The sequence below is a fragment of the Sulfurisphaera tokodaii str. 7 genome (assembly GCF_000011205.1).
Classification (GTDB): Archaea; Thermoproteota; Thermoprotei_A; order Sulfolobales; family Sulfolobaceae; genus Sulfurisphaera; species Sulfurisphaera tokodaii.
The window spans coordinates 2,081,887-2,106,985 of the sequence record NC_003106.2; the positions used below are offsets into that span (position 1 = coordinate 2,081,887).

Below are 25,099 nucleotides of genomic sequence, written 5' to 3' on the forward strand. Positions count from 1 at the left end.
AAATAATTAGTATATAAGATAAGATTTATTTTTAATTATTCGAAGCTCTTATCCTTAGAAAAGCTTTTAACCATTATAAATGCATGTTTACCTCTTCCATAATAGTTTTTCTGAAGTTTTACTATGATATAACCAAGTTTGTGATAGAATTCAATCGCTGTCTTATTTTTGAAATTAACCTCTAGATATGAATGAGTACATTTATATTCCTTAAATCTCTTTTCTAGCTCTTTCAAAAGAAGAGAACCTATCCCTTTTTCTCTGTAATCTTTCTTTACTGCTATCGATACCACATGACCACGATAACCAAATTGAATTATTCCTAGGCTATATCCCACTATATCATCTCCTTGCTTGGCTACTAAAAATAATTCTCGTGACAAATAATAATAAGCCTTTAGCAAAGAATAAGGGTAAGGGTCTTCAAAACTCTCAACTTCTACTTCATACACTTTTGGTAGGTCATTTTCATCTACATTAGTTATAATTATCACTATCTCTCGTATAAATTATGTATTATGAAGATTTTAGAGTTTGATGATAAAAAGGGGATAATGAAATTACATATAGAGAATGAGGATGATTTATGGATATTACACATTATACTAAAAAAAGGTGATAGAGTAGTTGCAAAAACTACGAGAGACGTTAGTATGGGAAGAGAAAGCAGAAGAATACCAATGATTATCAAGTTACAAGTGGAATATACTGAATTTCAATCATTTACAAGCAGGCTCAGAATTCATGGGATAATATTAGATGCACCAGAGAGATTCGGAATAAAAGGTTCTCATCATACAATAAACCTTGATATTGGAGATGAAATTGTAATAGAGAAAGATCATTGGAATAAATTTGAGATCGAGAAGATAAAAAGGCAAGAGGAAAAACATCTAAAGATGCTAATAGTTCTCGTTGATTTTGATGAATATCTTATTGCACTTCCAATGAAGCAAGGTATAAGGATACTAGCGGAAAAATCATTAAGAACCCCAAATAAGGAAGAAGAAAATATCATAGAAGATAATGCGAAAGAAGTTGCTAATGAAGTACTTTCCTATGCAGAATCCTTAGGTATAGAAGTTGTATTACTTGCAGGACCAGGGCCTTTTAAGGAAATAGTATCCAATTTTTTAAAGAATATAAAACTTTACGTAGATAGTGTATCCTCAGCTACAAGAAGTGGACTAAATGAAATTTTGAAAAGAGATATAATAGATCAGATCAGCAGAGATTACGAAATTTCAGAAGAAACCAAGATAATGGAAAAAATAATGGAAAATTTGGCTAAAAACACTGGATTAGTGGCATATGGAAAGGAGGAAGTTAAGAAAAGTGCAGAATACGGTGCTGTAGATAAATTGCTAGTAATTGAGGATCTTTTATCTTCAGATGAAGAAGAGAGAATGGAAATTGAGAAGATAATGGAAGAAGTAGAAAATAAAAACGGGAGAGTTTTGATAGTTCCTAAAGATTCTCCTATCTATTATGAAGTAAGAAATCTCACTGGACTGATAGCTTTACTTAGATTTAGAATAAACTAACTTTTCAGAAATCCTTAGTCTTCTCGAGTCTGGATGCTCTTCAACGAGCCAAATTTCATCAGCATTAATTACGTTGACAAATTCTGGAGAGACACTCCAGAATTCTCTCTCTTTTTCCCCGTAATCTGATAAGTCTTCTTTACTTTTTACTATTGCCCTAACTATTGTACCTTCACCAGTATAATTTTCATAAGGCTTTGCTGAGTATTTTATAATCCTTAAAAACCTAGTTCTAGTCTCTACGATATCTTTATAAACTGAACTACAATAGTGCAAGGCTATTTTAGAATCTTCAAATTTTCGTAGAATACGTAAAGCAGACTCAAAACTTCCTTTTACACCAGCCACACCATGCGATATCTTAAAACCTCTAGCATTAAGAAGCTGATAGTTTCTCTCTGTAAGCTCTAATTCATTAATATTAACAAATTTCACACCTTTTTCAATAGCCCATTTTATTAATTTTTCAGCATATTCTTCTTCTCCAGGTATTGCAGGAATCTCTAGGCCTACATCAAAACTGTATTTAAGTGCTTTTTCTACAGCTTTAAGATACTCCTCCTTTACTGGATGAAATCTTATTTCATCTAATCCTACTTTGTCCAGTTCACGTAGTACATCATTAGTTACATATCTTCCGCTTGTGTATAAATGAATATGAAACTCCTCTCCAAATTCATCTTTTAATAACCTAATGAGACTTACTACCCTATCAATAGCAAGAATAGGATCACCACCAGTAATCCCAGCACCTAAGGCATTCATCCTATATGCTTCATAAATATAGTCTAGGAGTGAAGAAACATGAGTCTCATTTGCAAACATAACATCTTTTCCAAATCTTTCATAACTAACTGGACAATAATAGCATGAATCTCCGCATTCTCCGGTTATATAAACAACTAGTTTACCACCTAGTCTACATAATTCACAGCCTTTTGGTAAAAATAAATTATAAAGACCTATATCTGGATTACCCTTAAGCAAGCTTACTCTCAATAAACTTTCTAACATACTCCCTTTTAACTTCATCTAAAAGTTGTCTTAATTGTCTTATCTCTTCATCCTTACTTAATGGTTTGTTAGCCTGTAATTTAGGCGAACCCTCATTACCACCTTCTGGATAATACCAATCCTTAAACCAGGTAAACCCGGCCTTAAGTAAGGAAAACCCTAAAGGTGTATCTACTGGTGAATAACCCTTAAGTAACATTTCTCTAGTCTCTTTATCCTTAACATAAGTTACAAATAATTTCCCACCAGCTGGTAAGAAGTTATATATAAATTTAAAGAATTCATCTTCAATACCTTCTTTTCTAAGCCATGGGGTGTAATCAATTTCTAGCCAAGGTAAATAATAACCCCTTCCTTCAAAATAAAATGCTAATCCAACTTCTCTGTTATTTACATAAACCGTGAATCTCTTTAATTCTTTAATGTGAGTTTGTATTATATCCTTACTTTCAATAGTAAGTTTACCTATCTTTCCGTTAAGCATTTATCATCCTCCTGAAAAATTTATTATTTTTACTTAGGTTTCTAATAGCAAATTCAAAATTTTCATCGTCACCTAACTCGTATTTTAGGAAGACACCAGTATGACCTCTTTCCTCTCTCTTTTCTAATAAATTCTCCCTTTCTAGTATAGTATCATGAGATATTTTTAATAGTTTAACAGCATAATCCTCATTTCCTATAAGAGGAATTTGTATATGTCCTTTTTCAGTCGGAATAATTATTTCTAAGTCTTTGTTAACTCCAGGTACTCTCTTGCCTTTAAGAAGATCTTCCAGTGAAATGATCCCACCGAAATAGTAAAATTCTATTTCCTTTCTCTTCAATTTATTTAAAGGAAATGAAATTACTTCCTTCTCTTCTTCATCTAGGGAAATATAAGCTTTAGGAGTTGAACTCGGTGTCGCTTGAACTATGAATTTATGATGATGAGGAATAAGCTCTATCTTTAACATATCTGGATTGAAAATTATAATATCTATATCACTATCTTTTTTAACGTCACCTCTGGCTACTGAGCCATATATGTATCCTTCCATACCAAGGCTTTTAATTTGTCTTAATATTTCTATTGCTCTTTCTCTCTTGTTCTTTAATATTTCCCAATGCTCCCGACTATACTCTATTTCCATAACTATTTAATAGTTAAGATTACTCCTTATATTTTGTGAATACAGCAGAAGTATTTGGTATCTCACTAATTGTTTTTTGGGGTTTAATGTATCTATTAAGGAAAAAACTTGAAGGGAAAGGATTTCAAATATACCCATTTTTACTACTATGGAGAAAAAATACAAGAAGTGAATGGTTCCCTAAAATAGCCAGAAGTAATTGGTATAAGCTCTTTGAAAAAATTGGAGTAGGACTTGGAATAATATCACTAATATCTGGAATAGCCCTAATCTTCTATGTAATCAGTGAATTTATATCACCTAAAGCACCACAGTCAGCACAATTACGTTTAGAGCCTGTAATACCTGGCGTAACTATAGGTATTAATCAATTACCATATATTCTTTTAGCTATAGGTATTTCAGTTACACTACATGAACTTGCTCATGCAGTATCAGCTACTTCTAACAATGTGAAAGTACGAAGTGGTGGATTTTTATTCCTTATCTTTTTCCCTGGAGCATTTGTAGAGCCTGATGAAGAAGAATATAACTCATCAAATTATTCAGTGAGACTTAAGATACTTTCAGCAGGATTAGCTGTTAATCTAATTCTTGCTGCAATATTCTTCCCCTTGGCAATATATTTGCCACCAATGTTATCACAAGGATTACAAATTGTAGGAGAGCTTAAGAATTATCCAGCATATAACTCCTCAATTCCAGTTAATAGTATTATCCTTGGCATTGATGGACATTCAATTCATACTTCAACACAACTTGAAACTTATTTACATCGAGGTGGAATACAAACACTTACATTGTTATTTCCTAATGGAAGTATTGGAAATGTAAGCGTTAATATTTCAGATCCTCAACATTTATTGGGAGTTTACCTTACGTATTATTTCCCTCCCTTTATCTACTCGCTATTAGATTTTATAATCTGGATGTTTACAATCAACTTCAGCTTAGCACTATTTAATGGAGCACCATTAATAATAACAGATGGAGGAAAGGTGTTTAACGAGTTACTTAAAAAATTAGGAGTCAATGAAAAAACATCATATCTTATTCAAGGCATAATTACAATGCTCTTTATATCTGCGATCTTACTTTCTATCAATCCTCTTCAATAATTTTACTACTAAGCATTGGGAAAGGTATAACTTCTTTTATACTATAATTGTTTGTGAGCAACATTACAAGTCTGTCAATACCAATACCTAGTCCTCCAGTAGGAGGCATGCCATAGCTTAAAGCTCTAACAAAATCCACATCATAAGGATGAGCCTCTTCATCCCCTCTTCTAAACATCTCTTGTTCCTGTTTGAATAATTTGTCTTGAAGAATAGGGTCGTTTAACTCAGTATAGGCATTTGCAAGCTCCATTCCAGCTATAAATAACTCAAATCTTTCAACTAAACCTGGTTTACTCCTATGTGGTTTACATAATGGTGTAGTCTCTATGGGATAATCTAAAATGAACGTTGGTTGTATTAAGTTAGGCTCAACTAATTTATCAAATAGTTTCTCTATCATTAAACCCCTAATATACATGTTACCCCTAGGTTTCAGACCATATTTATCCATCAAATTCTTTAACTCCTCATCACTTACGTTTTCAACATTTTTGCCTAAAGCTTCTGAAAGAGCATCATAAATTGTTACTTTTTTAAATTGTGAGAAGTCTATTTCATAATCTTTACCGCTTATGGTATACTTAATTTTAGTATCGTGAAAAATACTTTTAACCACATATTGTAGCATATCTTCTGTTAATCTCATAATATCGTTGTAATCTGCATAAGCCCAGTATAACTCCATTAGAGTAAATTCAGGGTTGTGAGTTACATCAATATCCTCATTTCTAAAGACTTTCCCTATTTCAAAAACTTTATTGAAACCACCTACTATAAATCTCTTAAGATATAGTTCGAGAGAAATTCTCAAATACCAATCTTCCTCGAGATAGTTTACGTGACTCTTAAAAGGTTTTGCTAATGCACCTCCATAAACTGGCTGTAAAATCGGTGTTTCAACTTCTATGAATCCTTTTGAATAGAGGTACTCTCTAATCAGTCTAATTATTAAAAACCTAATCTCCATAGCTTTCCTAGCATTATCGTTATACAGAAAATCAACATATCTATGAGCATACCTAAACTCTGGAGACAGTTTACTCCAATCTGGAGGCTCTATTAATGATTTTGCAAGCATTGTATAATCTTTTATCCTAAGTGTTAATTCGCCCTTTATAGTATATAGAAGATCTCCTTTTACACCAATTATATCACCTCTATCAACAATCTCAAAAAATTTATCATATTTTTCGCCTAGTTCGTTTACTCTTAGCTGTAATTGTAATTTTTCTCCTTCATCGAAAATATCAACAAATGAAATTTTCCCGTGTCTTCTTATGTTTGCTACTCTTCCAGCAGTGGAAATGTCAAACATGAAAGGGTCTTGTGGCTTATCATTTCTTTCTGAAGCTATTTTCTTTATTTCTACTATAGTATGTGTAATTTCGTATTTTTGTGGATATGGATTAATTCCTTGTTTTTTTAATTCTTCAACGATCTTTACTCTTCTTTCATCCCATTTCAACTTAATCAATATAAGGGAATTAAAGAGAACTTAAAATATTTCCGCACAAATATGAGTTAAGTTTATTTTGTAAAACCACTAATCATATCTTAGAAGTGATCGGTAAAGGGCCCATAGCTCAGCTAGGTAGAGTGCCGGGCTCCAGCTTTCATCGGGTCTTACGACCCTATATAAGGGGATGAGTTAAAGCTGGAGAGGAGAGACCCGGTGGTCCGGGGTTCAAGTCCCCGTGGGCCCATTATTCCTAAAATTTCACGTTTTTTCATTCTCTATATAAAGGCTTAAATTGAACGCTTGACGAATTTTTATTTAACGCTTTACTCTATCTTATTAATAAAATATAGATACTCCATAGGAAGGCGTTCAATGGGCGTTAAAATAGATAAAATAGATCAAAAAACTAGAAGAAAAATTATAAAAGATTATGTAGAACAGTATTTCATATAATAAGTTAGGAATACCGAGAACTATATTATGCTATTACAGATAAGGAAAATATGAAATACCAAGCAAGAAGAGGGAAATTCACGAGAGAGTGTCAAATGCGTAATTAATATGAATAACTAAATAAAGTAAAAAGTTATAAAACGCCTTTATTTAGAATTAAATTCACTTAATTACTAAGAGTATTATAATATAAAATCAGTTTATTTAATGTAATTGCAAATAATTTCGTAATTTTCGATAACTAGGGCTAAGGGAGTTTTTCCTAATGAGGTTTTCTGATATGGAGTTTAATACATGATATAATCTAGATGTGTTTTCACTTAAATATTTATTCTGCAGTTAGATTCTGTAATACTTGTTTACTATGAAATTATGTTAATTACGCATTGGACACTCTCATGGGTAAGAAATAAAGGGGTCGAAGGAGAATCCTTATCCTGCCAAGGTGCCCCCGAGCTGTTAAGGGACTGCCTTGAGGGCCGCTGAGATTCCGCCCTTGATGTGTGCCCCATATCTTGCGAGCTAAGCAGGCTCCTTAGATTAGATGATGGATAACGTCAGTATAATAATTATTGAGGCCCTTCAAGCATATAAGCATAAACGTAATGGGCAGTTGAGCTCTTCCGAATAAGACAGTAAATGGACTGCAAAGTTCTTTAACGAACTCCCGTTACTTTTGTAAGCTTCTTCACGGCGCGAATCGCTAAAGTCGACGCCCTCAAGACGTTAGGCTTTTGCCTTTTGTTCGAAATATAAAACATTACGGGCGTTATTTAACGTAAGATGTCCGGTGAAGTAAAGTTTTTAAGGTTTGAAAAATAAAACCTTAATGTGGAGTATCCTATAGGCAAGAGAATAACGGAGATCAGGGAAAAGAAGGGAATTAGCGTAACGCAACTGGCAAAAATGGCAGGAATATCAAAGTCCACGCTTTGGGAAATAGAGAACGGTAAAATATCTCCCAATATTTCGACCCTTTGGAGCATAGCCAACGCATTAGGTGTTACCTTTGGCGAGCTCATAACTTACGATATCGTCGTCAAGGATGAGGGGTCTGAGGTTCGATTAATCGAACGAAACAACAATATAGAAGTATACTTGATGAAGCTAAACGGCGGTTCGGTTAGATATTCTAAAGCACATAGCAATTCTCCAGTTGAGTTAGTTCACGTAATTAAGGGAGCTATGATAGTTGGGCCGTTCGAAAGTCCAGAGTTTGTGTGGGAAGGCAAAACGGTTAAGTTCTATGGAGGCGTGGACCACGTTTATGCGGCAGTAGGGGGAGAGGCGGAAGCAATAGTAACAATGAAGTACTTCTCCGAAAAGAGTATCACTAAAATTGAATATAGAAATATTAAGGAAATAAAAATAGAAAAATATAGGGATTTGTTGGAAAGCAAAGCGGTAAATAACAACGTATTAGCAACTGCGATTTCAACCATAAATGATCACGACGCAAGCCACTTGCAGAATGACGATCTCTTGCTGTTCGACGTATTATCGGCTGAGCTCAAGACCTTGTCTGGGACTTTAACGGTACCTAAAGTTGTATTTAACTCTTTAAACTCTTTAGGATTAGCCGAAAGATCTTCTGTTACTAATTTCGAAAAAAACATAGATGTAGTAAGATATTATATCTATGAGCCGCTGCATCCAGGCTATGCGGAGCAAGCAGTTTTCGTCGCGTACGAGCTAGAAAGGAGGAACATAAAAGACGTGATCAGCATAGGCTGTGGCCCCGCATATCATGAGGCTATGCTTAAAGAAATTATACCAGATTTAAGCATAACTTGCATAGAAAATTCTCAGTTCTTTAAGAAACTTTCGCCGTTTAAAGTATTAGATGAAGTGCCAAACGGCGTAAACGCAATTATATCTTTCGGCTCTTCTCATCATATTGAGGGCTTCCTAAGGCTGGTCGCTAATAAACTAAAGAAGGGCGGGACGCTAATAGTCTCGGACGAGTTCGTAGCTGACTATTCTTCAGAAAGGGAGAGAAAGAGGAATGTAATTAGGCACCACTTGGGTTACCTGCTCGACATCCCGTTAGCCGAGTTCAGGGAAGAACTACTGTCAGCTTTTAACGCCAAAAATATTGATATTTCGCTCGGCATACTATCAAGAATTTATATTAAAATATTCAAAAACATTAAGGATAAAATAACAATTGATAGAGTAGAAGATGCATTCTTAAACTTCTACTATTTGGAGTTAACGTCGCTCCTTTTGGGCGTAGCATACATAGAAGAGAAAAAAGTATCTTTAAATAAATTTATTGCAGAATCATCTATGCTTGGCCTGAAGCTCGACTCAGTTTACAAGGTTTACCCCACTGGAAAGGACAGCGGGACTTACGTCGTCGCATTCACCAGGGCATGAGCAATGAAGAGGTTAGGGATAGTCGAAATGATAGTTACAACTGTGATATGGGGCAGCATACCGATCTTGGCCCTATTGTCAGACTTGCCGTCACCTGTTTTCGTATTCTTCAGGGTTTTTCTCACTTCCCTCTTCCTTTTCCCAATAGTAAAGAAGATAAGACCAAAGCTCCTGCTGAAAATTACAATATTACTTTCAGGCCTATCATTAGCCCTTAACTGGATATTTCTGTTTTATTCTATAAGATTAGTTCAGGTATCTGAGGCAATATTACTGTATTATACGGGGCCGATATTTGCAACAATAATCATGCACTTCTTAGGGGAGAGGATAAACGGGGTAAAGTTAATATCGATCCTTCTAGCTTTCGGCGGGATAATACTAATCCTCGATCCCACCGAAATGAGCCTAAATTTAGGCATATATGTCGCGTTGCTCAGCGGCCTCTTTTACGGCATTTTAGCTGTAACCAGCAAGCTCTCGACTAAGCTCGTCAGCTCCAAGGAACTTGTGCTCTACCAAACCATAATAGCTAGCGCGCTTACCTTCCCGTTCTTGTTCGCGTTTAAGTTCTCGTTCACGCTTTACACGGCTATAATAGTCTTGGTAGCAGCACTGGTTAACACCCTTTTAGCCCTCTTCCTATGGTACGACGCGTTAACTAAAATCAGCGTCCAACTCGCCTCAGTACTTAGCTATTTAGACCCCGTTTTCGCAATTATATTTGCATATATTTTCTTGGCACAAATGCCGTCCACTATGACAATAGTAGGAGGAATACTGATAATAGTAGGAGGAATAATATCGATTTTTGCCGAAACTTTCTGAGTAAAGAACGTTAGCTAACCATAGTAACTAAGGGGTGCCATCCCAGTGGGGGATAGGACTTGAACTTATACAGGCTTACGTCAGGGGAACCTCAGTCTGCTCCGAGGGGGATATTGCCGCATTCCCGCATCTCAAAAGTAAGGGAGTCATCAAAAAGGAGGAGGATGGCACTGGTGATAAACTTCAGGCTTTCTTTGACTGGCGCTTAAAGGTCGGACGAAATATCCCTGACACGCGTAAGGACTACGTCTCGTACCTTAAGAAGCCCCTTGACCGCAAAAAGAAGTGGAGTGTTATGCTTATAAACTTTACTACGAGTTCTTAGGAAAGGAAGAGAAGGCTAAGGAGTTGAAAGTAGAGAAGAAAGCATCGGTGCTCGTGTATAGAGTCCCTACAGTCAATAAGATAAAAGCAGTGCTTAGTCACGAAGACGAGAGAATAAGAGTGCAGAGTACTGTATAGACTTTTGTTGGAAAGCGGGGTTGGGCTCAAGGAGGCATTATACATATTAAATAATTATAACCCTTCACTAGACCAAAAAGAAGACGGGTTCTATATCTACATGGTCAATCTCGTGAGGAAAAGCAAGAAAGACATGTATGGTAATATTATGTTCTCAATAGAAGTTAAGGGTAATATAAGGATACTCTACAGTGTTGATTTAAAAAACTGTATAGTATTTATTTGGGGGTTTGGGGTCTCACAAGGACTTTTACGGTCGTGGTTGAGCTCATAATAAGCCTCAATAAGCATTTTTTCTAAACTCCTATAAATCCTCCTTACCATCAATAACTAAGTAACCCTCACCTTTCTCGTCCTTATCTTCAATTCTCATAAGTATAGGTTTATCGAGAACATTAAAAAGGAATAAGTAATTACTCTCATTGAATTTCGAAAAATTATTGAGTAAAACTAGATAGGTGCCAGTCGTCAAATTTTGTTATGAGAAAAACTTGGAGTGTTTATCACAAAAAATTTCACTCTCAAGTTAATACTATAATCCCTTTTAGTGTTTTTGATCTCTTCGTCTATTATATTTGTCATGATCTACAAATTGTTGTTAATTTCACAAAGACCTAAGGTAATGCGATAATGACAAGAGGATTTAAATTCTGAAATCCTGAAAGAAACAGTTTTCAAACCCACCTTTTCACCCTACAACGAATAGTAAAATTTTTGAAACCCTACTTAGCGTATTTTAACATATGAATACCAGAGGTTTAATTCTATTCTATTTAGCAAGAAAGAATTGTGCCACCTTAGATGAGATTTATAGTAATTTTCAAATAAATAAAAATACTGCAAAAATTGCCCTTAGCTGGTTAGCAAAAGAACAATATAACAAGGAGATAGCTTAGAACTTCAACTGGAGAAAGATTCAGACTATACTGTATAAGCAGCACTAGGCTTAAGGAACTTAACATTTAGCAGGTTAACTGGGGAGTTAATGCATTTAATAGACTATCTTTAATAGAATTAGGTACTCTATTTTTATTTATTATAAACTTATCTGTCAAAAGATTTAACGTTTAACGTATAACGTTGAATAACACTGTTCTTATTTAACTTGTCAGAGACCTGGCAATTTTGGGTACAAGTCCCCATGGGCCCCATTATTATTATTCCTGTGTTAGTAAACAATGCTCATAGTATTGTCATTAGAGTGTTTATATTTCTATATTTAAATTAAGATATACAAAACCTTGTATTGACATTTACTCTTTGTAGAGATCTTCATTAATTAATAAATTTATACCCTCCTAATGACGACATTATGACAATAATATCAAATTTTGATAATGAAGATGAGAATTTTATAATTAAAAATAGTAGAGTATGTAATGATGGATAAAGACTACATATTAAAAAGGCTTAACTCCGCAGAACTTATTCCGTTAGATGAACTTAATATCTATTTAATAAGTGAAAATAAGGATGTAAAGCACGAAGCCTGGAATTACGTTTTAAGAAACTTAAAGAGTTTAGATAAGAAATATCTTCTCTACCTATTACAATTTCCAGATACTGGAACAAGATATAGGGCTTGGAATGAGGTTCCAGTTCTCATAAAAGATGGTATACTAACATTTAATGAAGTAAGAGAGTTAAAAGAGTATTTCTTTGAAATGCTAAAAGACGATAATATTACTGTTAGAGCTTTAAGTTGGTATGTAACATTAATTCCTTTAATAGAGATAGGATTAGTTAAGAAGGAAGAACTTATTCAATATTACAAATGGCTTTGTGATTTAAAGATGGAGGAATTAGAGGAGATTAAAGCAGAACTAGGAGTAAAATGCTAAAAATATTTTAAACTGATTTTTTTAATGTGATAAAAGTAGGAACTTGCGGATTTACTTATAAGCATTTTAAATATTTTGACGTTTTAGAGGTTCAGCAAACATTTTACGATATAGTGAGCGAATCTCAACTCCAAAATTGGAGAAAAAAGGCTGAAGAAAATAAAGTCGAACTTACAATAAAGGCTTTGCAAGTAATTACCCATGAATATAACACTACAACATATAAAAGAATGAAGAATAAGTTTGGTGATGTGAATAATTACGGCTTCTTTAAAAATACTAAAGAAGTCGAAGAAGCTACTGAGATAACGTTAAAGGAAGCTAAACTACTTAATGCCACTATCATAATTTTTCAATCTCCAGCTTCTTTTAAACCTTCAGAAGAAAATACAAAAGCAGTTATAGACTATTTTTCCACACTTAACAAGAGCTTCAAATACGCTTGGGAACCAAGAGGAGAGTGGTACTATAGAACAGATTTACTGAAAAAAGTGTTAGACGCAGTTAACATAATTCACGTTGTTGATCCGTTCAAGCATGAATCATTAACCTCTGAAAGGTATTTTAGACTTCACGGTATAGGAAAAGGAGAAGTTAACTATTCTTACAAATACACTGACGATGACTTAAAGAAGCTGAAGTCAATGGTTAGGGATGGCGACTATGTCTTATTTAATAATATTTATTCGTTTAATGATGCCTTAAGGTTTAAAGAAATACTTAAATGATGTGTAAAGTTTTATATACAATTAAGCTAATGAGTTATAATCAGATTTAATAGCCTAGATTTACTGGCATGTTCTATATAATTTACATAGAAAGAATAATGATTTTGTTAAAGATCACATGCAAGATTACAACGTATACTTACTCATATGGGGATAAGGGTTTTACTCCTAGCTAGGTCTATATTTACTTAGACCCGAATAATATGTTTTACATAAGGAGTATTTAACGTATTTACCTAAAGACTCTTTACTTCAGAACCTTGCTCAACATGTTTTTCTGAGTTTGGGTGTTTATACTCTTGGTCAATTAAGAACTTTAAATGAAAACAACGATTTTCTGATAAGTACTAATAATAAATATAAGTACATATGCTATTATAAGTTAGTATCTTCTTTGTATCTGATTATTAAGAGAAACAGATTATATGTTTTCGCACGAAATAAAATTCGTATTTTTCATATTACTGTGAAATAAGCTAAAACGGTTTGGTTAAAATAGTCTACTGCCTCAACAGTATATATTCCAGGCTGAAAGTAAGTAAAGTTAGATCCTATCCAATAGCCATTAAGGGATGTCATGAGTACATCGTGCATCGTAGTTTGAAGACTTCCATTATATATCAGCTGTATTTTATCACTCATGGGTAACAGCTTATATTGAGTGACAGCAAATATCGCTGGGCAGTAATAATATCCGCTAGGCTTGTAAAAGTATAAATGCTTAGCCATAGAAATGTTTTCTATAGTGTAATATCCCTTGAAAACTTTAAACCCTACGAGCTTTTGAGTTCCACATGGAGTTGATGAAGGCATTATAATATAGGAACTTACATTAATATAAAGAGGACTTTTTCCACTGTAATACAACTCTACCGCAATACTAATGCCTTGCCCAGCGTAAATTTTCGTAGTGTTTAGCTCGAGAGAAAGATGTAAAGCCTTTAACGTTGAAATTATTTTAACTTTTTCTGTTGTTTTTGAACTATTAGGATAGATATAATTAATATATAGCATAGAGGTAAGTAATGATATTATAACAATTCCTATTATAACAAATACATAGAGTCTTTTCATCAATAAATATATAAAAAAATATTTATTTAAGCTTAATCCCAACAGTGATTAATTTGAGTAGTATCTATATAATGTTCGATAAAGATAGGAAGATCTTAAAACAAATGAATATCTTTTGAATAATATTCTAGAAAATTATTATTTATTAATAATATTTCTTATTTAGTTTTCAAAATTCTTATTCTAAAAGTGTTTCCTTGCCTTTCTATCTCACAAGGATAACCTCGTGATTCACATATAACTGGAATCGAAAGTTCTGCTGGTTCATCATCACTGAGTATCTCAAGTACTTGTCCTTCTTTCATGTGGTTAAGCATTTTAACTATTTCAATTTGAGGCTCTGGACAAGGTTCACCTCTTAGATCAAGTGTCACATCTGGCTTAGTTGATTTAATTTTATCGCCCATCAAGAGCTCTTTAGTTTAAATATTTAAATATTTTAATCATCTTATAAACTGAAAGTTTAAATTTACATTAAAATTAAGAAAAATTGATTCTCTTCATAAAATAGTACGCTATACACGACACAAGGCCATAAAATATGTGTACAAATAAGTAATTTAGCGTTGTTTTGAATGGTATAAAAAGTAAATGTACTGGAAGACTGAAGAGTACTAAGACTGAAGACCCAAACATTATACCCAAAATCGTTGCAGAAACTAAAGAGGTAGGATAGACTCCACTTTTCTCAACTATTTCGCAGCCTATTATGAACAGTATGAGTGAAGCTATGAGATGTAATGCAATCCCCAGAATCACTGAGTTCACATGAAAAATATGCTGAGATATGCATGAAAAGACGCTCAAATTGTTTAAATAAAGAAGTAACTCCGCTAAACCTCCTATAAAGCCTGAAATTACTTTTACAAACATTTTTCCTCACTAAGGTTTATAGGATAAATAATCCCATGAACTTCCAATAGTATTTTACTCTTTTACGATATTTAAAAAGTTCTCCATGTTAATAGTGTTGTCATTTGCATATAAATTTATTAGATGGCTTTCTTTATAAAGAGTATAAATATTGAACTAATATATTACTATGTGATAAAAATTTATAGAAATATAAATAGCTTAGTGACGACACTATGTCCATGTTATAGTGAGTGAAGTTAATAATCTTTAAATAAAACCTTTTTGTAGTCTCTGCAGTAGTATATAAGATACTAAATTATTGCTTAAAACTTCATGAAAGATACTTGAGGAAGTTAAGAGATCTACGAAATAAAATTAAATACTTTGCATGGTCTGAAGATTCATTAAAACAATCAAAACCTTGTAAAGATATTATTTGCTAATATCTAACATCGAGAATATAAGTAAATCTACAATTGGCATATATGGTAAGAACTTGGGTTTAACATAAGATGATTGCATACAAGGATATAACTGCAATACTCAGAAAGTAATGGATAGTGAGTTAGATAAACTTCCATAAATGAACGTTGGCTAACGCGATAAAAGCGAACTTTACTGGTTACGATAAATGGAATTTGGTTCATTCAGCTGATTACGTCATAAAGAAGATCTTTTAGAAGAGAAGTTGAGAAAAGATTATAGATATTTATAGAGAAGCACTTAAATTTATAAGAGAAATTATGACATAAAAATATGATTAAACAATTTCAATTTTAGTCTGAAGCCATTTCATAATATACTCACTAAGCTACAAATTTAGCCCCTTATTGATAAACCTAAAGGAAAAATATCTTACATTAGTTTCTTTTTGTAGACTATTCAGTTAAAATTTATATTACAATAAAGTGAAATATAACATGAATCATATTGATTTACAAAGTTTATTAATTTTGACGAAACTCACATTATTAGTAAGATTGATAATCTAATATATCCTTTTTTATATCGTGAAAATCAAAGTTAAAGAGGCTGAAAGCCTAGTCGAGTCAATACTAAAAAAGAGGGGAGTTGAGAATCCGTCAATTATTGCAAAGCATTTTGTAGAGGCTGAGCTTAGGGGCCATTATTCTCATGGTCTCCAAAGAGTTATCCCTCTCGTTAAGGGAATAGATTTAGGAACAATAAGAAAAACCGTGCAACTAACAGAAATTAAAAGAGAGGATAATGCAGTCCTTTATGATGCAAATTATAGCATAGGAATTCTAGTTTGGCACTATCTAACAGAAAGTCCAAAAGAAACGTTAATCGCAGTTAGAAACTCCTCTCATATAGGTTTTTTAGGCTACTATACTAGGAGGATAGCAATGAGACTCGGAAAACCTGCAATTATGATAGGAAATGCTGAACCTGCAGTAGTAAAGCCTGGAACTGCGAAAAAAATCATATCAACTACTCCTATAAGTATTGCAATACCTTGTGAAAAGATTGTAGTTTTAGACATGTCTTTATCTCCTATCGCAAGAGGAAAAATTATTGAGGCTAAAAGAAAGGGAGAGAAGATACCTTATGGTGTTACAGTAAATAAGGACGGTGAGATAACTACAGATCCAGATGAGGCTTTGCAAGGCGGATTATTGCCTATAGGAGGTATGAAAGGGTTCTTCCTAATGATTACCTTAGAATTATTAGTATCTTTTCTAACTGGGAGCGCATTAGCTACTGAGGTTCAAGGTGTTCTTGATACAACTAAGAGCCCAAACAAGGGAGAGTTCATGATTATTTTGCCCAGGCTTCAGAGTGACTGTCATGGTTTATCAGTACTAAAACAATTTGTGGAATATCTACCTGGTGAACATAGTGATGAAATGTTAAAGAGGGATGAAATAGATATTGATGAGAAGTTATATAATATCTTCGTTAAATTGGAGGCTGAAGAACAATTCAATTGGACTCAAAACGAATAATTTTTAAAATCAAGTTTAGTAATAAAAAGTAATGAAGAGAGTTAAATTTGTTGTAACAATTCTGTTACTAACTCTCTTTTTAATAGAGTTTTCTACACCTATATTAGCGCAGAGTGAAAGTGTAGTAAGTATAACGGAAGGACAATTACCTCTCCCAGAATCTTTAGTATTTTATAAGGGAAGTTATGCTATTATTAATGACGCCATCGAAATGAAGATTAACAATACAATAAATCTTTCAACATATACTATGTTTACAAAGACTACATTATACCTAAACTCTTCAATACTATATAATAATAAGACATTTGAGTTACCTTTTGGAGTCACACAAGCTAGTGGTGTAACAGTTAATAACAGTATAATATACTATGTTCTAGCACATGAGGGCAATGTAACATTTTCTGGTACCTCTTCACAAATAACTTCACTTCTATCTCTGGTTCCTAACGTTACATTATATTATGTTTACTTTAACGGTACATCTTTATCTTATATCCCAATAATAAAGAACAGTAATATAACTTCAGTGATAACTAACGGATATATGGCCTTTGCAATAATTAAAAACGAAAGTTATTACACTCTAGTAGAAATAAACGGAACTAAGGTGGTTAATAAATATATACTTAACATAACTCAAGCAATCCAAGTTTCTTTACTGGCCTTCAGCTCCAATTATGTAGTTATTGCAATTAACTATTTTGGAAGTCCTCAAGTAGGTGTAAATGAAACCCTATACAATATTGAAGTTTACGATATACAAAGTAAGTCTATAACTAAGACTTTTACGAATATTGTATCTCCACCTAGTACAGTATATAACTCTAACAATTCGCTCTTTATAATAACTACTAATAATACTACGAGCCTAATAAATGCTTCTGGATATATATTAACTAACATAAGCACACCTACATCAGGTGTTACTCTCTCTTATATGTATTACAATGATTTACTGATAACAATCAGTTTAACTTCAATCTCATTAGGTGGTGTCACATTTACTGTGAATACTTACGTTTATATGAACGGAAAGTGGTTAAAATATGACAATATATCATTTACATCAACGTCAATTGAACAGATAAATGTACCTATTGGTGTTGAAGCTTATCCAACACAGTTCAAACTAATTATCTTTCAGCAAGCAATCAATACATCAACACAACAAACTACCATCTCCTATTATTACTATACGGTTCCTCTTTCAAAACCTACCAAGCCAGAATTTAAAATGGAAATACAGCAAGAACCAGGTATAACGGAAGTATTCTTGAATATAAATGAACCAAATGCTACATTGCTAGGCGTGAATAGTATTTCAATATACCTTAACTCAACACTGATAGGAACTTATCCGCCTAACATAAAAGTGGTTTCATTTAATATTACTAAGAATGGAACTTATTTAATCACTGTAACGGCGTCAAATATATTCGGAAACACATCAATGAGTAAAATAGAAACAATTACAGTAGAACCAGCACCAGTAACTACTACAACAAGATCAACTACAACAACAACGAGTACAGTAGCTACGACAACAACGCCTTCTATAACTACTACTACAACAACAACGAGTAGTGTAAGTACATTAACAACGTCCTCAAGCGTCTTAACCGTTACTCATCCAACCACAACTACATCTTCTAATATAACAAATTACATTATTGTAGCAATAGTAGTCGTTATAATAATAGCTATAGTTATAATCCTACTTAGAAGAAAGTAAACCTCTTTTTTATATGTTATTTTACACTATATATTCTGAGGTAAAAATTCTTTAGACTCACAAAACTATTACAATCTTCAAAATATGATGTCATTTTATTTAGTCTATGTAAATATATATATTTTATTAGATTTATATCTTAATTTAGAATTATAAACTTCACTATGGCAAATTAATAATATATATTTAGAATTATCTTACCAAATCTTCAACGAATCTATAAATTATCAATATATGAATAAACATATATATATTATTTGACATATAATATTACTTATAATAAATAAAGATCTTTTTATATTTCCTATAAACTAGCAATTTATAGTTTATACCAAAATTTTTTAAAGAATCAGCGCTTGCAGTCCTCTTCATCTTATCCAGAGCCCGGAAGCTCATCATGTTATATCATATGGACATGCTTGCTCTTGTTTTAATACTTTTCTCCTTGCATAACTACATAAAACGCATAATGATAAAGGATCTGTACTTTCTTCATTATTCACAATTTTTCTAGAAAATGACTCTAAAAGATCCATGAAATCACTATCTTTGCTTAGTATTTTCTTTAACTCCTCATCTCCTCTCTTTCCCTTTAATAAATAATTCACTTCTGCTATAGAAATATCAAGAATTTCTGCTATTTCTTTCTGACTATACCCTCTTTCTGAAAGTTTAATAGCTAATAATGCTTTAATAGCTGGTATAACATCTTTAACAGCAACTTCACAAGGTACTATTATCTTTTTTGGCAAGATTCTCACTTTAACACTATACAACAACATTTAATAAAATTACTTTTATAGTATGTTACTATGTTTTTTCTAAAATAACATTTTCATTGGTCAAATCTAGATATGCGTAGACCTCATCTTCTCTTTCTATAATCTTAAAACCTAATTTTTTACCAATTTTTATCATAGGATAATTTTCAGGCAACGTATAGAATCTAACTTTTTTAATACCATTCTTTTTAGCGAATTCAATAAGTCTCTTTACTAACTCTGTCCCTATCCCTAATCTCCTATAATCTGGGTGGACAACAACAGCAAATTCGCCATCAAAATAAATTGATGCTTCACCGACTATTTTACCATTTATTTCTGCTATTACAGTATAGTGTTCTTTTGTATCCGCAATTTTTCTGGCTTCTTCTTCCGTAAGTTTATGAAATGTAAAGAACCTTAAGTACAAATCATCATCGGAAAGAGAATTGTATAACTCTAATATCCCCTTCCAATCATCTGGTCTTGCTTTCCTGTAGACTAAGCTTACACTCAAGCTCATATTTATATCTTACAAAACTAGTTTAAAAACATTTACTACTATTTAATTACTAGCAAACAAACCGTGATATTTAATAATCAATAGGTTATTTTACTCTTGATGATAAAAAAGATTGTAGTTGTAGGAGCCGGAACTATGGGACATGGTATAGCAGAAGTTGCAGCACTCAGCGGTTTTAAAGTAGGTTTAATAGATATATCATGGGATTTTCTTAATAGAGCTAAAGATAGAATAACAGAATCAGTAACGAGATTATATGAAAAAGGACAAATTAAAGAAAAAGTAGAAGATATACTAGGAAGAATGGAGTTTAATACTTCTTATGATATTGCAAAAGACGCAGATTTTGCAATTGAAGCAGTACCAGAAAATTTAGAATTAAAGAAAAACGTATTTAAATCATTAGATGATATCACACCTTCTCATACTATATTAGCTACGAATACTTCTTCTATACCAATATCAGACATTGCTGAGGCAACTAAAAGGAAAGATAAAGTAATAGGAATGCACTTCTTCAACCCTCCAGTTATAATGAAACTAGTTGAAGTCATACCAAGTAAATATACATCTGACGAAGTAACTAATCTTACTATAGAACTAGCAAAAAAGATGAATAAAATACCAGTTAAGCTAAAGTATGAAATACCAGGGTTTGTAAGCAATAGAATATTCATTAGACTCCTCCAAGAAGCATGTAGAGAGGTAGAAAATGGAGAAGGAAGTATTGAGGAGATAGATAGTGCGGCAAGGAATAAATTAAAATTACCTATGGGATTGTTTGAATTAGCTGACTACGTAGGTTTAGATGTAATAGTAGACATTTGGGACGTCTTAGTTACTAGAGGAACCCCAGACGTAAAATGTAGTTTATATAAGAATAAAGTATTAGAAAAAAGTTTAGGAGTAAAAAGCGGTAAAGGATTTTACACTTATCCAGCACCAGGTAAGTATATGAAAGTGCAATTACCTAACGAAAGCAAGGTAGACCCTGCAAAACTAATTTCCTTAGCAGTTAATGAAGCTAGCTGGATGATAGAAAATGAAATAGTTAGTGCCAAGGATATAGATACTGTAATGATCTATGGATTCAATTTCCCTAAAGGACTTCTTGAAATGGCTGACGAACTTGGGTTAGATAACGTGTACACATATCTAAAAGATATTTATGCTAAAGGATATGATACGTATAGACCAACAAATCTTTTAGAAAAAATGATCAAAGAAGGTAAACTAGGAAAGAAGTCTGGAGAAGGGTTCTACAAGTATTAATATTTTTTAAACTGTTTATACAATTTAAGCATATGTCTAGTGTTTTAGCTGAATATGAGGCAATCCATAAAGAATTGAGAGAACAAGGTTTTATTAGACCAGATTATCCTCCAAATCCCTCCGAAATTTTATGGAATAAGAAAATTATGACACTACCAAGAGATGAATTAGACAAAATTAAAACATTTAGGTTAAAAAGGATAGTAAAATGGGCATGGGAGAATATACCATTCTATAGAAGATTTTGGAAGGAAAAAGGATTTGAACCGGAAATGATAAAGGACTGGAAAGATGTAGTAAAGATGCCTATATTAAGAAAAGATGAATTAAGGAAAGATTTACAACAGAACCCTCCTTTTGGAACTATTTTCCATCCAGAATTAGCAAAAAGAATTAGGTTTGTTGGTGCTACTTCTGGTTCTACTGGACTACCTACTTTCCAAGGATGGGGAGCTCTAGAAATGGATTACTTCCAAGAAGGTCAAGCAAGATATTTATGGACTTTTGCTGGAGTTAAACCAACTGTAGTTTATGCCAATTACTTAAACATGAGTGGTTTCTATAGTTGGGGACCACCAGTAGTTGAAACGGCAATGTGGAGATGTGGTGCAACAGCAATTGCTGGTGGAGGAGAAACGTTCTTTAGCTGGAAAAATAGGCATATGCTAATCTTTAAGCTATGGAAAGTTGATGTCTTTGCTACAACTCCGTGGCTACATAGACTTATTGGAGAAGAAGCTAAATTAGAGGGTTGGGATACACCATTTAAAGTACTATTGCTTCATGGAGGAGCTGCTGCTGAAAATACTAAGAAAAAATTATTTAGTGTTCACCCAAATGCAGAATTAGCTATTAACGTATGGGGGACAACAGATGGGCATATGGCTATTGAAGTTCCTGGATCTGAAGGACAATTAGTAGTATGGGAGGATATGGAAATCTTTGATATAGTAGATCCAAAAACTGATGAACCAGTAAGTGAAGGTGAAAGAGGTGAATTAATAGCAACATTATTAAATCATTTTACTATGCCGCTGATACGTTATAGTTTAGGTGATTATGTTAAAAACGAATTTATTACTGATCCAGACCCTAAATATGGAATCACACATATGAGATTTGCCGAACCAATACCTGGAAGAGTAGAATGGATGTTTAGAGTAAGAGGAAAATTGTTATTCCCGATTTATGTGGAAGATGCTGTAAATGAGATACCAGATACTACTGGAATGTATAACATAATTGTATATGATAATGAAATGGATAAATTAAAGATTAGGATAGAGACTAGGAAAGAATTTGTAGATCCTCAGTATGAAAAACAAGCTAAAGAGATTTTAGGAAGTAGATTAGGAATTAACCCAGATGATGTAGAAATAGACTGGGTAAAACCTGGACAAACTGTATGGACAGGGTATAAACTTCAAGTATTCTTAGATCAAAGAAAGAAAAAGTAACTTAAAAACAAAATTTTTAGCTTTTTAACTCTTTATTTCTTTCCAGATTTTTCTAACATTTGTAGTAATTCTTTTGGTGCATCTTTTTCGCTTACAGCGCCTCTACCAGTCTTACCGTTGTCGTCATATGTGAATGATATCATTTTTCCGACTCTCCAAACTTTCTTTATCTTTGAAATATCTACTTCCTTTTCTTCTCCCTTATACTTGAACTTTACTGTTACCATGTTTCCTCAAATTATCTTACGATACTCAGATAAATAAACCTTACGGTGTTAACTTAAGGATTACTTATGGTATTCTCTTAGATAATTTATTGGATTCAAGGTTTTGAATTTTAATATAGTCAATGTACAATAATTAGTTTGTATAACAAAAATTCTCTTACTAAGAATTATCCAGAAACATTTTGCTCTATAGATAGAGAAATAATAAGCGTAAATTTTTCATTATTAATTTAATGTTACTGCATATGAAGGATACCATCTTTATGGTTTTATCACTTTTAGTGTCAAAAAAAGCTAGCTGATAGGATATTAGTTATATCTCAATTGAGCAAAAATCCGAAAATATACTTGAATAATTAAGGGAAAGACTTAAATAAAGACAATCTAAAAAATAATATTGCTGGGGCCGTAGTCTAGCCTGGACTAGGACGCAAGGCTTGGGCCCTTGTGGTCGCGGGTTCAAATCCCGCCGGCCCCATAGTTTGTGAATATATCATAACGCTTCTATTGTTATTTTCTTTCAACTTTAGGTAAGTTTAAACAACATTAGCTAAAGGACTTATATATTTCATTTATCTCGCCATTTACCGTTTCCAATTTACAGACATAATATCGCCTTTTTCCCCTTCTGATTATATATCCATAATTATTTTTAGCGATTCTCATATTTCGCAAATTTTCCTATTATGGCAACAGTCTAATAAGATCGACATATAACATAAATTTCATATGCTACATAAATCTTTAGAAATAAACAATAAACTAATATTTTTATAAAATAATACCATTATTCTGATTATTATACTATTACTTCAATGGATAATTATATAAAATTTACCGTCTTATTAATCTATATTTATATTCATAATTAGTATCATACTAAAATTTAAGCAATTTAAACTTACTATATACTGATGAGCCAGAAAAGGATTAAGGTTTTAGTTGCAAAATTAGGTCTGGACGGACATGATAGAGGTGCTAAAGTAATAGCAAGAGCATTAAAGGATGCGGGAATGGAAGTCGTTTATACTGGCTTAAGGCAAACCCCAGAGCAGATAGTAAAATCTGCAATACAAGAGGACGTAGATGTTATTGGTATTAGTATCTTAAGTGGTGCTCACTTAGAATTGGTACCTTATGTTGTAAATCTTATGCGTGAAAAAGGATTAAATGATGTTGTATTAGTTGTCGGTGGAGTTATACCACCTCAAGATATACCAAAACTTAAGGAGATGGGTGTTGATGAAGTCTTTTTACCCGGTTCTAGCCTAAAAGAGGTAGTTGAGAAAATAACAAAAGCTGTAGAGACTAAAAGGGGCATAAAGATTGCTTCTTGAAAAAGCCTTAGCTGGTGAGGAGTTAGCAATCTCTAGGCTTTTAACAAAAATAGAGTACTTTACTCAAGAGGGGTTAGAAAGCTTACAAGAGTTAATTAAAAGGTCTGGTAAAGCCCATGTTATAGGAATTACCGGGTCACCAGGTGCTGGTAAAAGTACGTTGATCTCAGAGCTTATTTCAGAATATGTAAGGAGGGGTCACAGAGTTGGTGTAATTTTAATTGATCCCTCTAGTCCATTTAGTATGGGCTCTTTTATGGGAAATAGAATTAGAATGGTTGGTAAGGAGGTCAGCGGTAACGTTTTTATTAGAAGTATAGCATCTAGAGGAAATTTAGGTGGAATATCTTCAGAAGCCTTGATGCTAATTGAAGCGTTGGACGGTTTGGGATTTGACAGAATAATTGTTGAAACTGTAGGAGCAGGACAGACAGATACAGATGTAGTAAATGGTGTCCATACTATAGCAGTTGTTTCAGTACCAGGTACTGGAGATGAGATTCAAGCTTTAAAAGCTGGTATAATGGAAATTGGAGATGTGTATATTGTTAATAAGGCTGATAAGGTTGAGGCAGAGATGTTATATGATGCTATAAGATTTGCTTTAGATACTGCGGAAGTGAATTTCAGAGATGGTTGGGTACCTAAAATAATTAAGACTATAGCAATAAAAGGTGTAGGAATTAAAGAGTTAGTAGACGTATTTGAAGAACACTTATCTTTTATTAAAGAAAAGGGGTTATTCGAAAAAAGAATTAGAGAGAGAAGAATGAAAATGATAGAGTTAATGTTGAGGAGAAAAGTAGATGAGGTTGTTACTATGATTGTAAAAGAGAATTCTGATTATATATCAGAGCAAATAAATGAGAAACATAATTTGTTGAATTTAATTAATGAAGTTTATAATAAAGTAAAGGAGAAATTATAGT

26 protein-coding genes, 2 tRNA genes and 2 pseudogenes are annotated in these 25,099 nt (G+C 32.9%); 18 read left to right on the plus strand and 12 right to left on the minus strand.

Features of this window, described 5'->3' with window-relative positions; translation table 11 throughout:
- Positions 1-35: 35 nt before the first annotated feature.
- On the minus strand, positions 36-494 hold the full coding sequence (gene rimI, locus STK_RS11500; RefSeq protein ID WP_010980152.1) for a ribosomal protein S18-alanine N-acetyltransferase: 459 nt from the start codon (positions 492-494) through the stop codon (positions 36-38).
- Between the two features lie 24 nt (positions 495-518).
- Here rimI and STK_RS11505 point away from each other — a divergent pair, with 24 nt between their 5' ends.
- Positions 519-1,544, plus strand: coding sequence for an mRNA surveillance protein pelota (locus STK_RS11505; protein ID WP_010980153.1), 1,026 nt, complete (start codon positions 519-521; stop codon positions 1,542-1,544).
- Here the strand turns inward: STK_RS11505 and STK_RS11510 are convergent.
- Genes STK_RS11510 through STK_RS11520 form a run of 3 tightly spaced genes read right to left on the minus strand, consistent with a single transcriptional unit; the run spans position 1,521 to position 3,691 of the window.
- The gene (locus STK_RS11510; protein ID WP_052846717.1) at positions 1,521-2,558 is read right to left on the minus strand and encodes a radical SAM protein; all 1,038 of its coding nucleotides are present in this window, start codon (positions 2,556-2,558) and stop codon (positions 1,521-1,523) included. The two genes, STK_RS11505 and STK_RS11510, sit on opposite strands and share 24 nt — an antisense overlap.
- Positions 2,524-3,042, minus strand: coding sequence for a DUF1122 family protein (locus tag STK_RS11515; RefSeq protein ID WP_010980155.1), 519 nt, complete (start codon positions 3,040-3,042; stop codon positions 2,524-2,526). The genes STK_RS11510 and STK_RS11515 overlap by 35 nt, the downstream gene beginning before the upstream one ends.
- Complete coding sequence (locus STK_RS11520) at positions 3,035-3,691, minus strand: nucleotidyltransferase domain-containing protein (protein WP_010980156.1); 657 nt, start codon at positions 3,689-3,691, stop codon at positions 3,035-3,037. The genes STK_RS11515 and STK_RS11520 overlap by 8 nt, the downstream gene beginning before the upstream one ends.
- A 35-nt stretch (positions 3,692-3,726) precedes the next feature.
- Here STK_RS11520 and STK_RS11525 point away from each other — a divergent pair, with 35 nt between their 5' ends.
- The gene (locus tag STK_RS11525; protein WP_010980157.1) at positions 3,727-4,809 is read left to right on the plus strand and encodes a site-2 protease family protein; all 1,083 of its coding nucleotides are present in this window, start codon (positions 3,727-3,729) and stop codon (positions 4,807-4,809) included.
- On the opposite strand, the gene lysS is transcribed toward STK_RS11525, so the two are convergent.
- Positions 4,793-6,277 carry a lysine--tRNA ligase gene (gene lysS, locus STK_RS11530; RefSeq protein WP_052847014.1) on the minus strand — a complete coding sequence of 495 codons (1,485 nt, stop codon included), beginning with the start codon at positions 6,275-6,277 and terminating at the stop codon, positions 4,793-4,795. The two genes, STK_RS11525 and lysS, sit on opposite strands and share 17 nt — an antisense overlap.
- Before the next feature lie 107 nt (positions 6,278-6,384).
- Here lysS and STK_RS11535 point away from each other — a divergent pair.
- The 9 genes and pseudogenes from STK_RS11535 to STK_RS11565 all read left to right on the plus strand — a co-directional run bounded on the left by STK_RS11535 (position 6,385) and on the right by STK_RS11565 (position 12,962).
- A tRNA-Trp gene (locus tag STK_RS11535) sits at positions 6,385-6,515 on the plus strand.
- Positions 6,516-7,555: 1,040 nt separating this feature from the next.
- Positions 7,556-9,103 carry a helix-turn-helix domain-containing protein gene (locus STK_RS11540; RefSeq protein ID WP_010980159.1) on the plus strand — a complete coding sequence of 516 codons (1,548 nt, stop codon included), beginning with the start codon at positions 7,556-7,558 and terminating at the stop codon, positions 9,101-9,103.
- 3 nt (positions 9,104-9,106) lie between these two features.
- On the plus strand, positions 9,107-9,931 hold the full coding sequence (locus STK_RS11545; RefSeq protein WP_010980161.1) for a DMT family transporter: 825 nt from the start codon (positions 9,107-9,109) through the stop codon (positions 9,929-9,931).
- 285 nt (positions 9,932-10,216) lie between these two features.
- A complete protein-coding gene (locus tag STK_RS15755) occupies positions 10,217-10,393 on the plus strand; it encodes a hypothetical protein (RefSeq protein ID WP_232616479.1) in 177 nt (58 codons plus the stop codon).
- A 7-nt stretch (positions 10,394-10,400) separates the two neighbouring features.
- A pseudogene (locus tag STK_RS15760) lies at positions 10,401-10,472 on the plus strand (hypothetical protein); the annotation flags it as partial.
- Between the two features lie 39 nt (positions 10,473-10,511).
- A pseudogene (locus STK_RS15765) lies at positions 10,512-10,659 on the plus strand (type II toxin-antitoxin system RelE family toxin); the annotation flags it as partial.
- A gap of 477 nt (positions 10,660-11,136) precedes the next feature.
- Positions 11,137-11,289: a hypothetical protein gene (locus STK_RS11555; RefSeq protein WP_010980163.1), complete on the plus strand. Its 153-nt coding sequence runs from the start codon at positions 11,137-11,139 to the stop codon at positions 11,287-11,289.
- Between the two features lie 486 nt (positions 11,290-11,775).
- Positions 11,776-12,234: a hypothetical protein gene (locus tag STK_RS11560; protein ID WP_232616480.1), complete on the plus strand. Its 459-nt coding sequence runs from the start codon at positions 11,776-11,778 to the stop codon at positions 12,232-12,234.
- 26 nt (positions 12,235-12,260) lie between these two features.
- Positions 12,261-12,962 carry a DUF72 domain-containing protein gene (locus tag STK_RS11565; RefSeq protein WP_010980165.1) on the plus strand — a complete coding sequence of 234 codons (702 nt, stop codon included), beginning with the start codon at positions 12,261-12,263 and terminating at the stop codon, positions 12,960-12,962.
- 456 nt (positions 12,963-13,418) lie between these two features.
- Here STK_RS11565 and STK_RS11570 read toward each other — a convergent pair whose 3' ends face one another.
- The 3 genes from STK_RS11570 to STK_RS15005 form a co-directional block, all read right to left on the minus strand.
- The gene (locus STK_RS11570; protein WP_010980166.1) at positions 13,419-14,036 is read right to left on the minus strand and encodes a hypothetical protein; all 618 of its coding nucleotides are present in this window, start codon (positions 14,034-14,036) and stop codon (positions 13,419-13,421) included.
- Positions 14,037-14,194: 158 nt separating this feature from the next.
- Entirely contained in the window at positions 14,195-14,443 is a 249-nt protein-coding gene (locus STK_RS11575) for a sulfurtransferase TusA family protein (protein WP_010980167.1), read from the minus strand.
- 73 nt (positions 14,444-14,516) lie between these two features.
- Entirely contained in the window at positions 14,517-14,909 is a 393-nt protein-coding gene (locus STK_RS15005; RefSeq protein ID WP_010980168.1) for a hypothetical protein, read from the minus strand.
- A 992-nt stretch (positions 14,910-15,901) separates the two neighbouring features.
- Between STK_RS15005 and STK_RS11580 the strand changes: the two genes are divergently transcribed.
- Together STK_RS11580 and STK_RS11585 are read left to right on the plus strand one after the other, a co-directional pair.
- Positions 15,902-16,858 carry an Ldh family oxidoreductase gene (locus tag STK_RS11580; protein ID WP_010980169.1) on the plus strand — a complete coding sequence of 319 codons (957 nt, stop codon included), beginning with the start codon at positions 15,902-15,904 and terminating at the stop codon, positions 16,856-16,858.
- Positions 16,859-16,889: 31 nt separating this feature from the next.
- Positions 16,890-18,593: a hypothetical protein gene (locus tag STK_RS11585; protein WP_010980170.1), complete on the plus strand. Its 1,704-nt coding sequence runs from the start codon at positions 16,890-16,892 to the stop codon at positions 18,591-18,593.
- Between the two features lie 395 nt (positions 18,594-18,988).
- Here the strand turns inward: STK_RS11585 and STK_RS11590 are convergent, their stop codons facing one another.
- Complete coding sequence (locus STK_RS11590) at positions 18,989-19,345, minus strand: transcriptional regulator (protein WP_069168207.1); 357 nt, start codon at positions 19,343-19,345, stop codon at positions 18,989-18,991.
- A gap of 58 nt (positions 19,346-19,403) precedes the next feature.
- The gene (locus STK_RS11595; protein ID WP_052847015.1) at positions 19,404-19,871 is read right to left on the minus strand and encodes a GNAT family N-acetyltransferase; all 468 of its coding nucleotides are present in this window, start codon (positions 19,869-19,871) and stop codon (positions 19,404-19,406) included.
- Between the two features lie 102 nt (positions 19,872-19,973).
- On the opposite strand from STK_RS11595, the gene STK_RS11600 reads away from it, so the two are divergent.
- The gene (locus STK_RS11600) at positions 19,974-21,149 is read left to right on the plus strand and encodes a 3-hydroxyacyl-CoA dehydrogenase (protein ID WP_052846720.1); all 1,176 of its coding nucleotides are present in this window, start codon (positions 19,974-19,976) and stop codon (positions 21,147-21,149) included.
- A 32-nt stretch (positions 21,150-21,181) separates the two neighbouring features.
- The gene (locus tag STK_RS11605; RefSeq protein WP_010980174.1) at positions 21,182-22,606 is read left to right on the plus strand and encodes a phenylacetate--CoA ligase family protein; all 1,425 of its coding nucleotides are present in this window, start codon (positions 21,182-21,184) and stop codon (positions 22,604-22,606) included.
- A gap of 32 nt (positions 22,607-22,638) precedes the next feature.
- On the opposite strand, the gene sul7d is transcribed toward STK_RS11605, so the two are convergent.
- Positions 22,639-22,833 carry a Sul7d family chromatin protein gene (gene sul7d / locus STK_RS11610; RefSeq protein WP_010978621.1) on the minus strand — a complete coding sequence of 65 codons (195 nt, stop codon included), beginning with the start codon at positions 22,831-22,833 and terminating at the stop codon, positions 22,639-22,641.
- A 402-nt stretch (positions 22,834-23,235) separates the two neighbouring features.
- On the opposite strand from sul7d, the gene STK_RS11615 reads away from it, so the two are divergent.
- Positions 23,236-23,311 (plus strand) — tRNA-Pro (locus STK_RS11615).
- A gap of 68 nt (positions 23,312-23,379) precedes the next feature.
- Here STK_RS11615 and STK_RS15425 read toward each other — a convergent pair.
- On the minus strand, positions 23,380-23,499 hold the full coding sequence (locus tag STK_RS15425) for a putative integrase (protein WP_232616481.1): 120 nt from the start codon (positions 23,497-23,499) through the stop codon (positions 23,380-23,382).
- 248 nt (positions 23,500-23,747) lie between these two features.
- On the opposite strand from STK_RS15425, the gene STK_RS11620 reads away from it, so the two are divergent.
- A complete protein-coding gene (locus STK_RS11620) occupies positions 23,748-24,170 on the plus strand; it encodes a cobalamin B12-binding domain-containing protein (protein WP_010980175.1) in 423 nt (140 codons plus the stop codon).
- Positions 24,160-25,098: a methylmalonyl Co-A mutase-associated GTPase MeaB gene (gene meaB / locus STK_RS11625; protein ID WP_052846722.1), complete on the plus strand. Its 939-nt coding sequence runs from the start codon at positions 24,160-24,162 to the stop codon at positions 25,096-25,098. The genes STK_RS11620 and meaB overlap by 11 nt, the downstream gene beginning before the upstream one ends.
- Position 25,099: the final 1 nt, after the last annotated feature.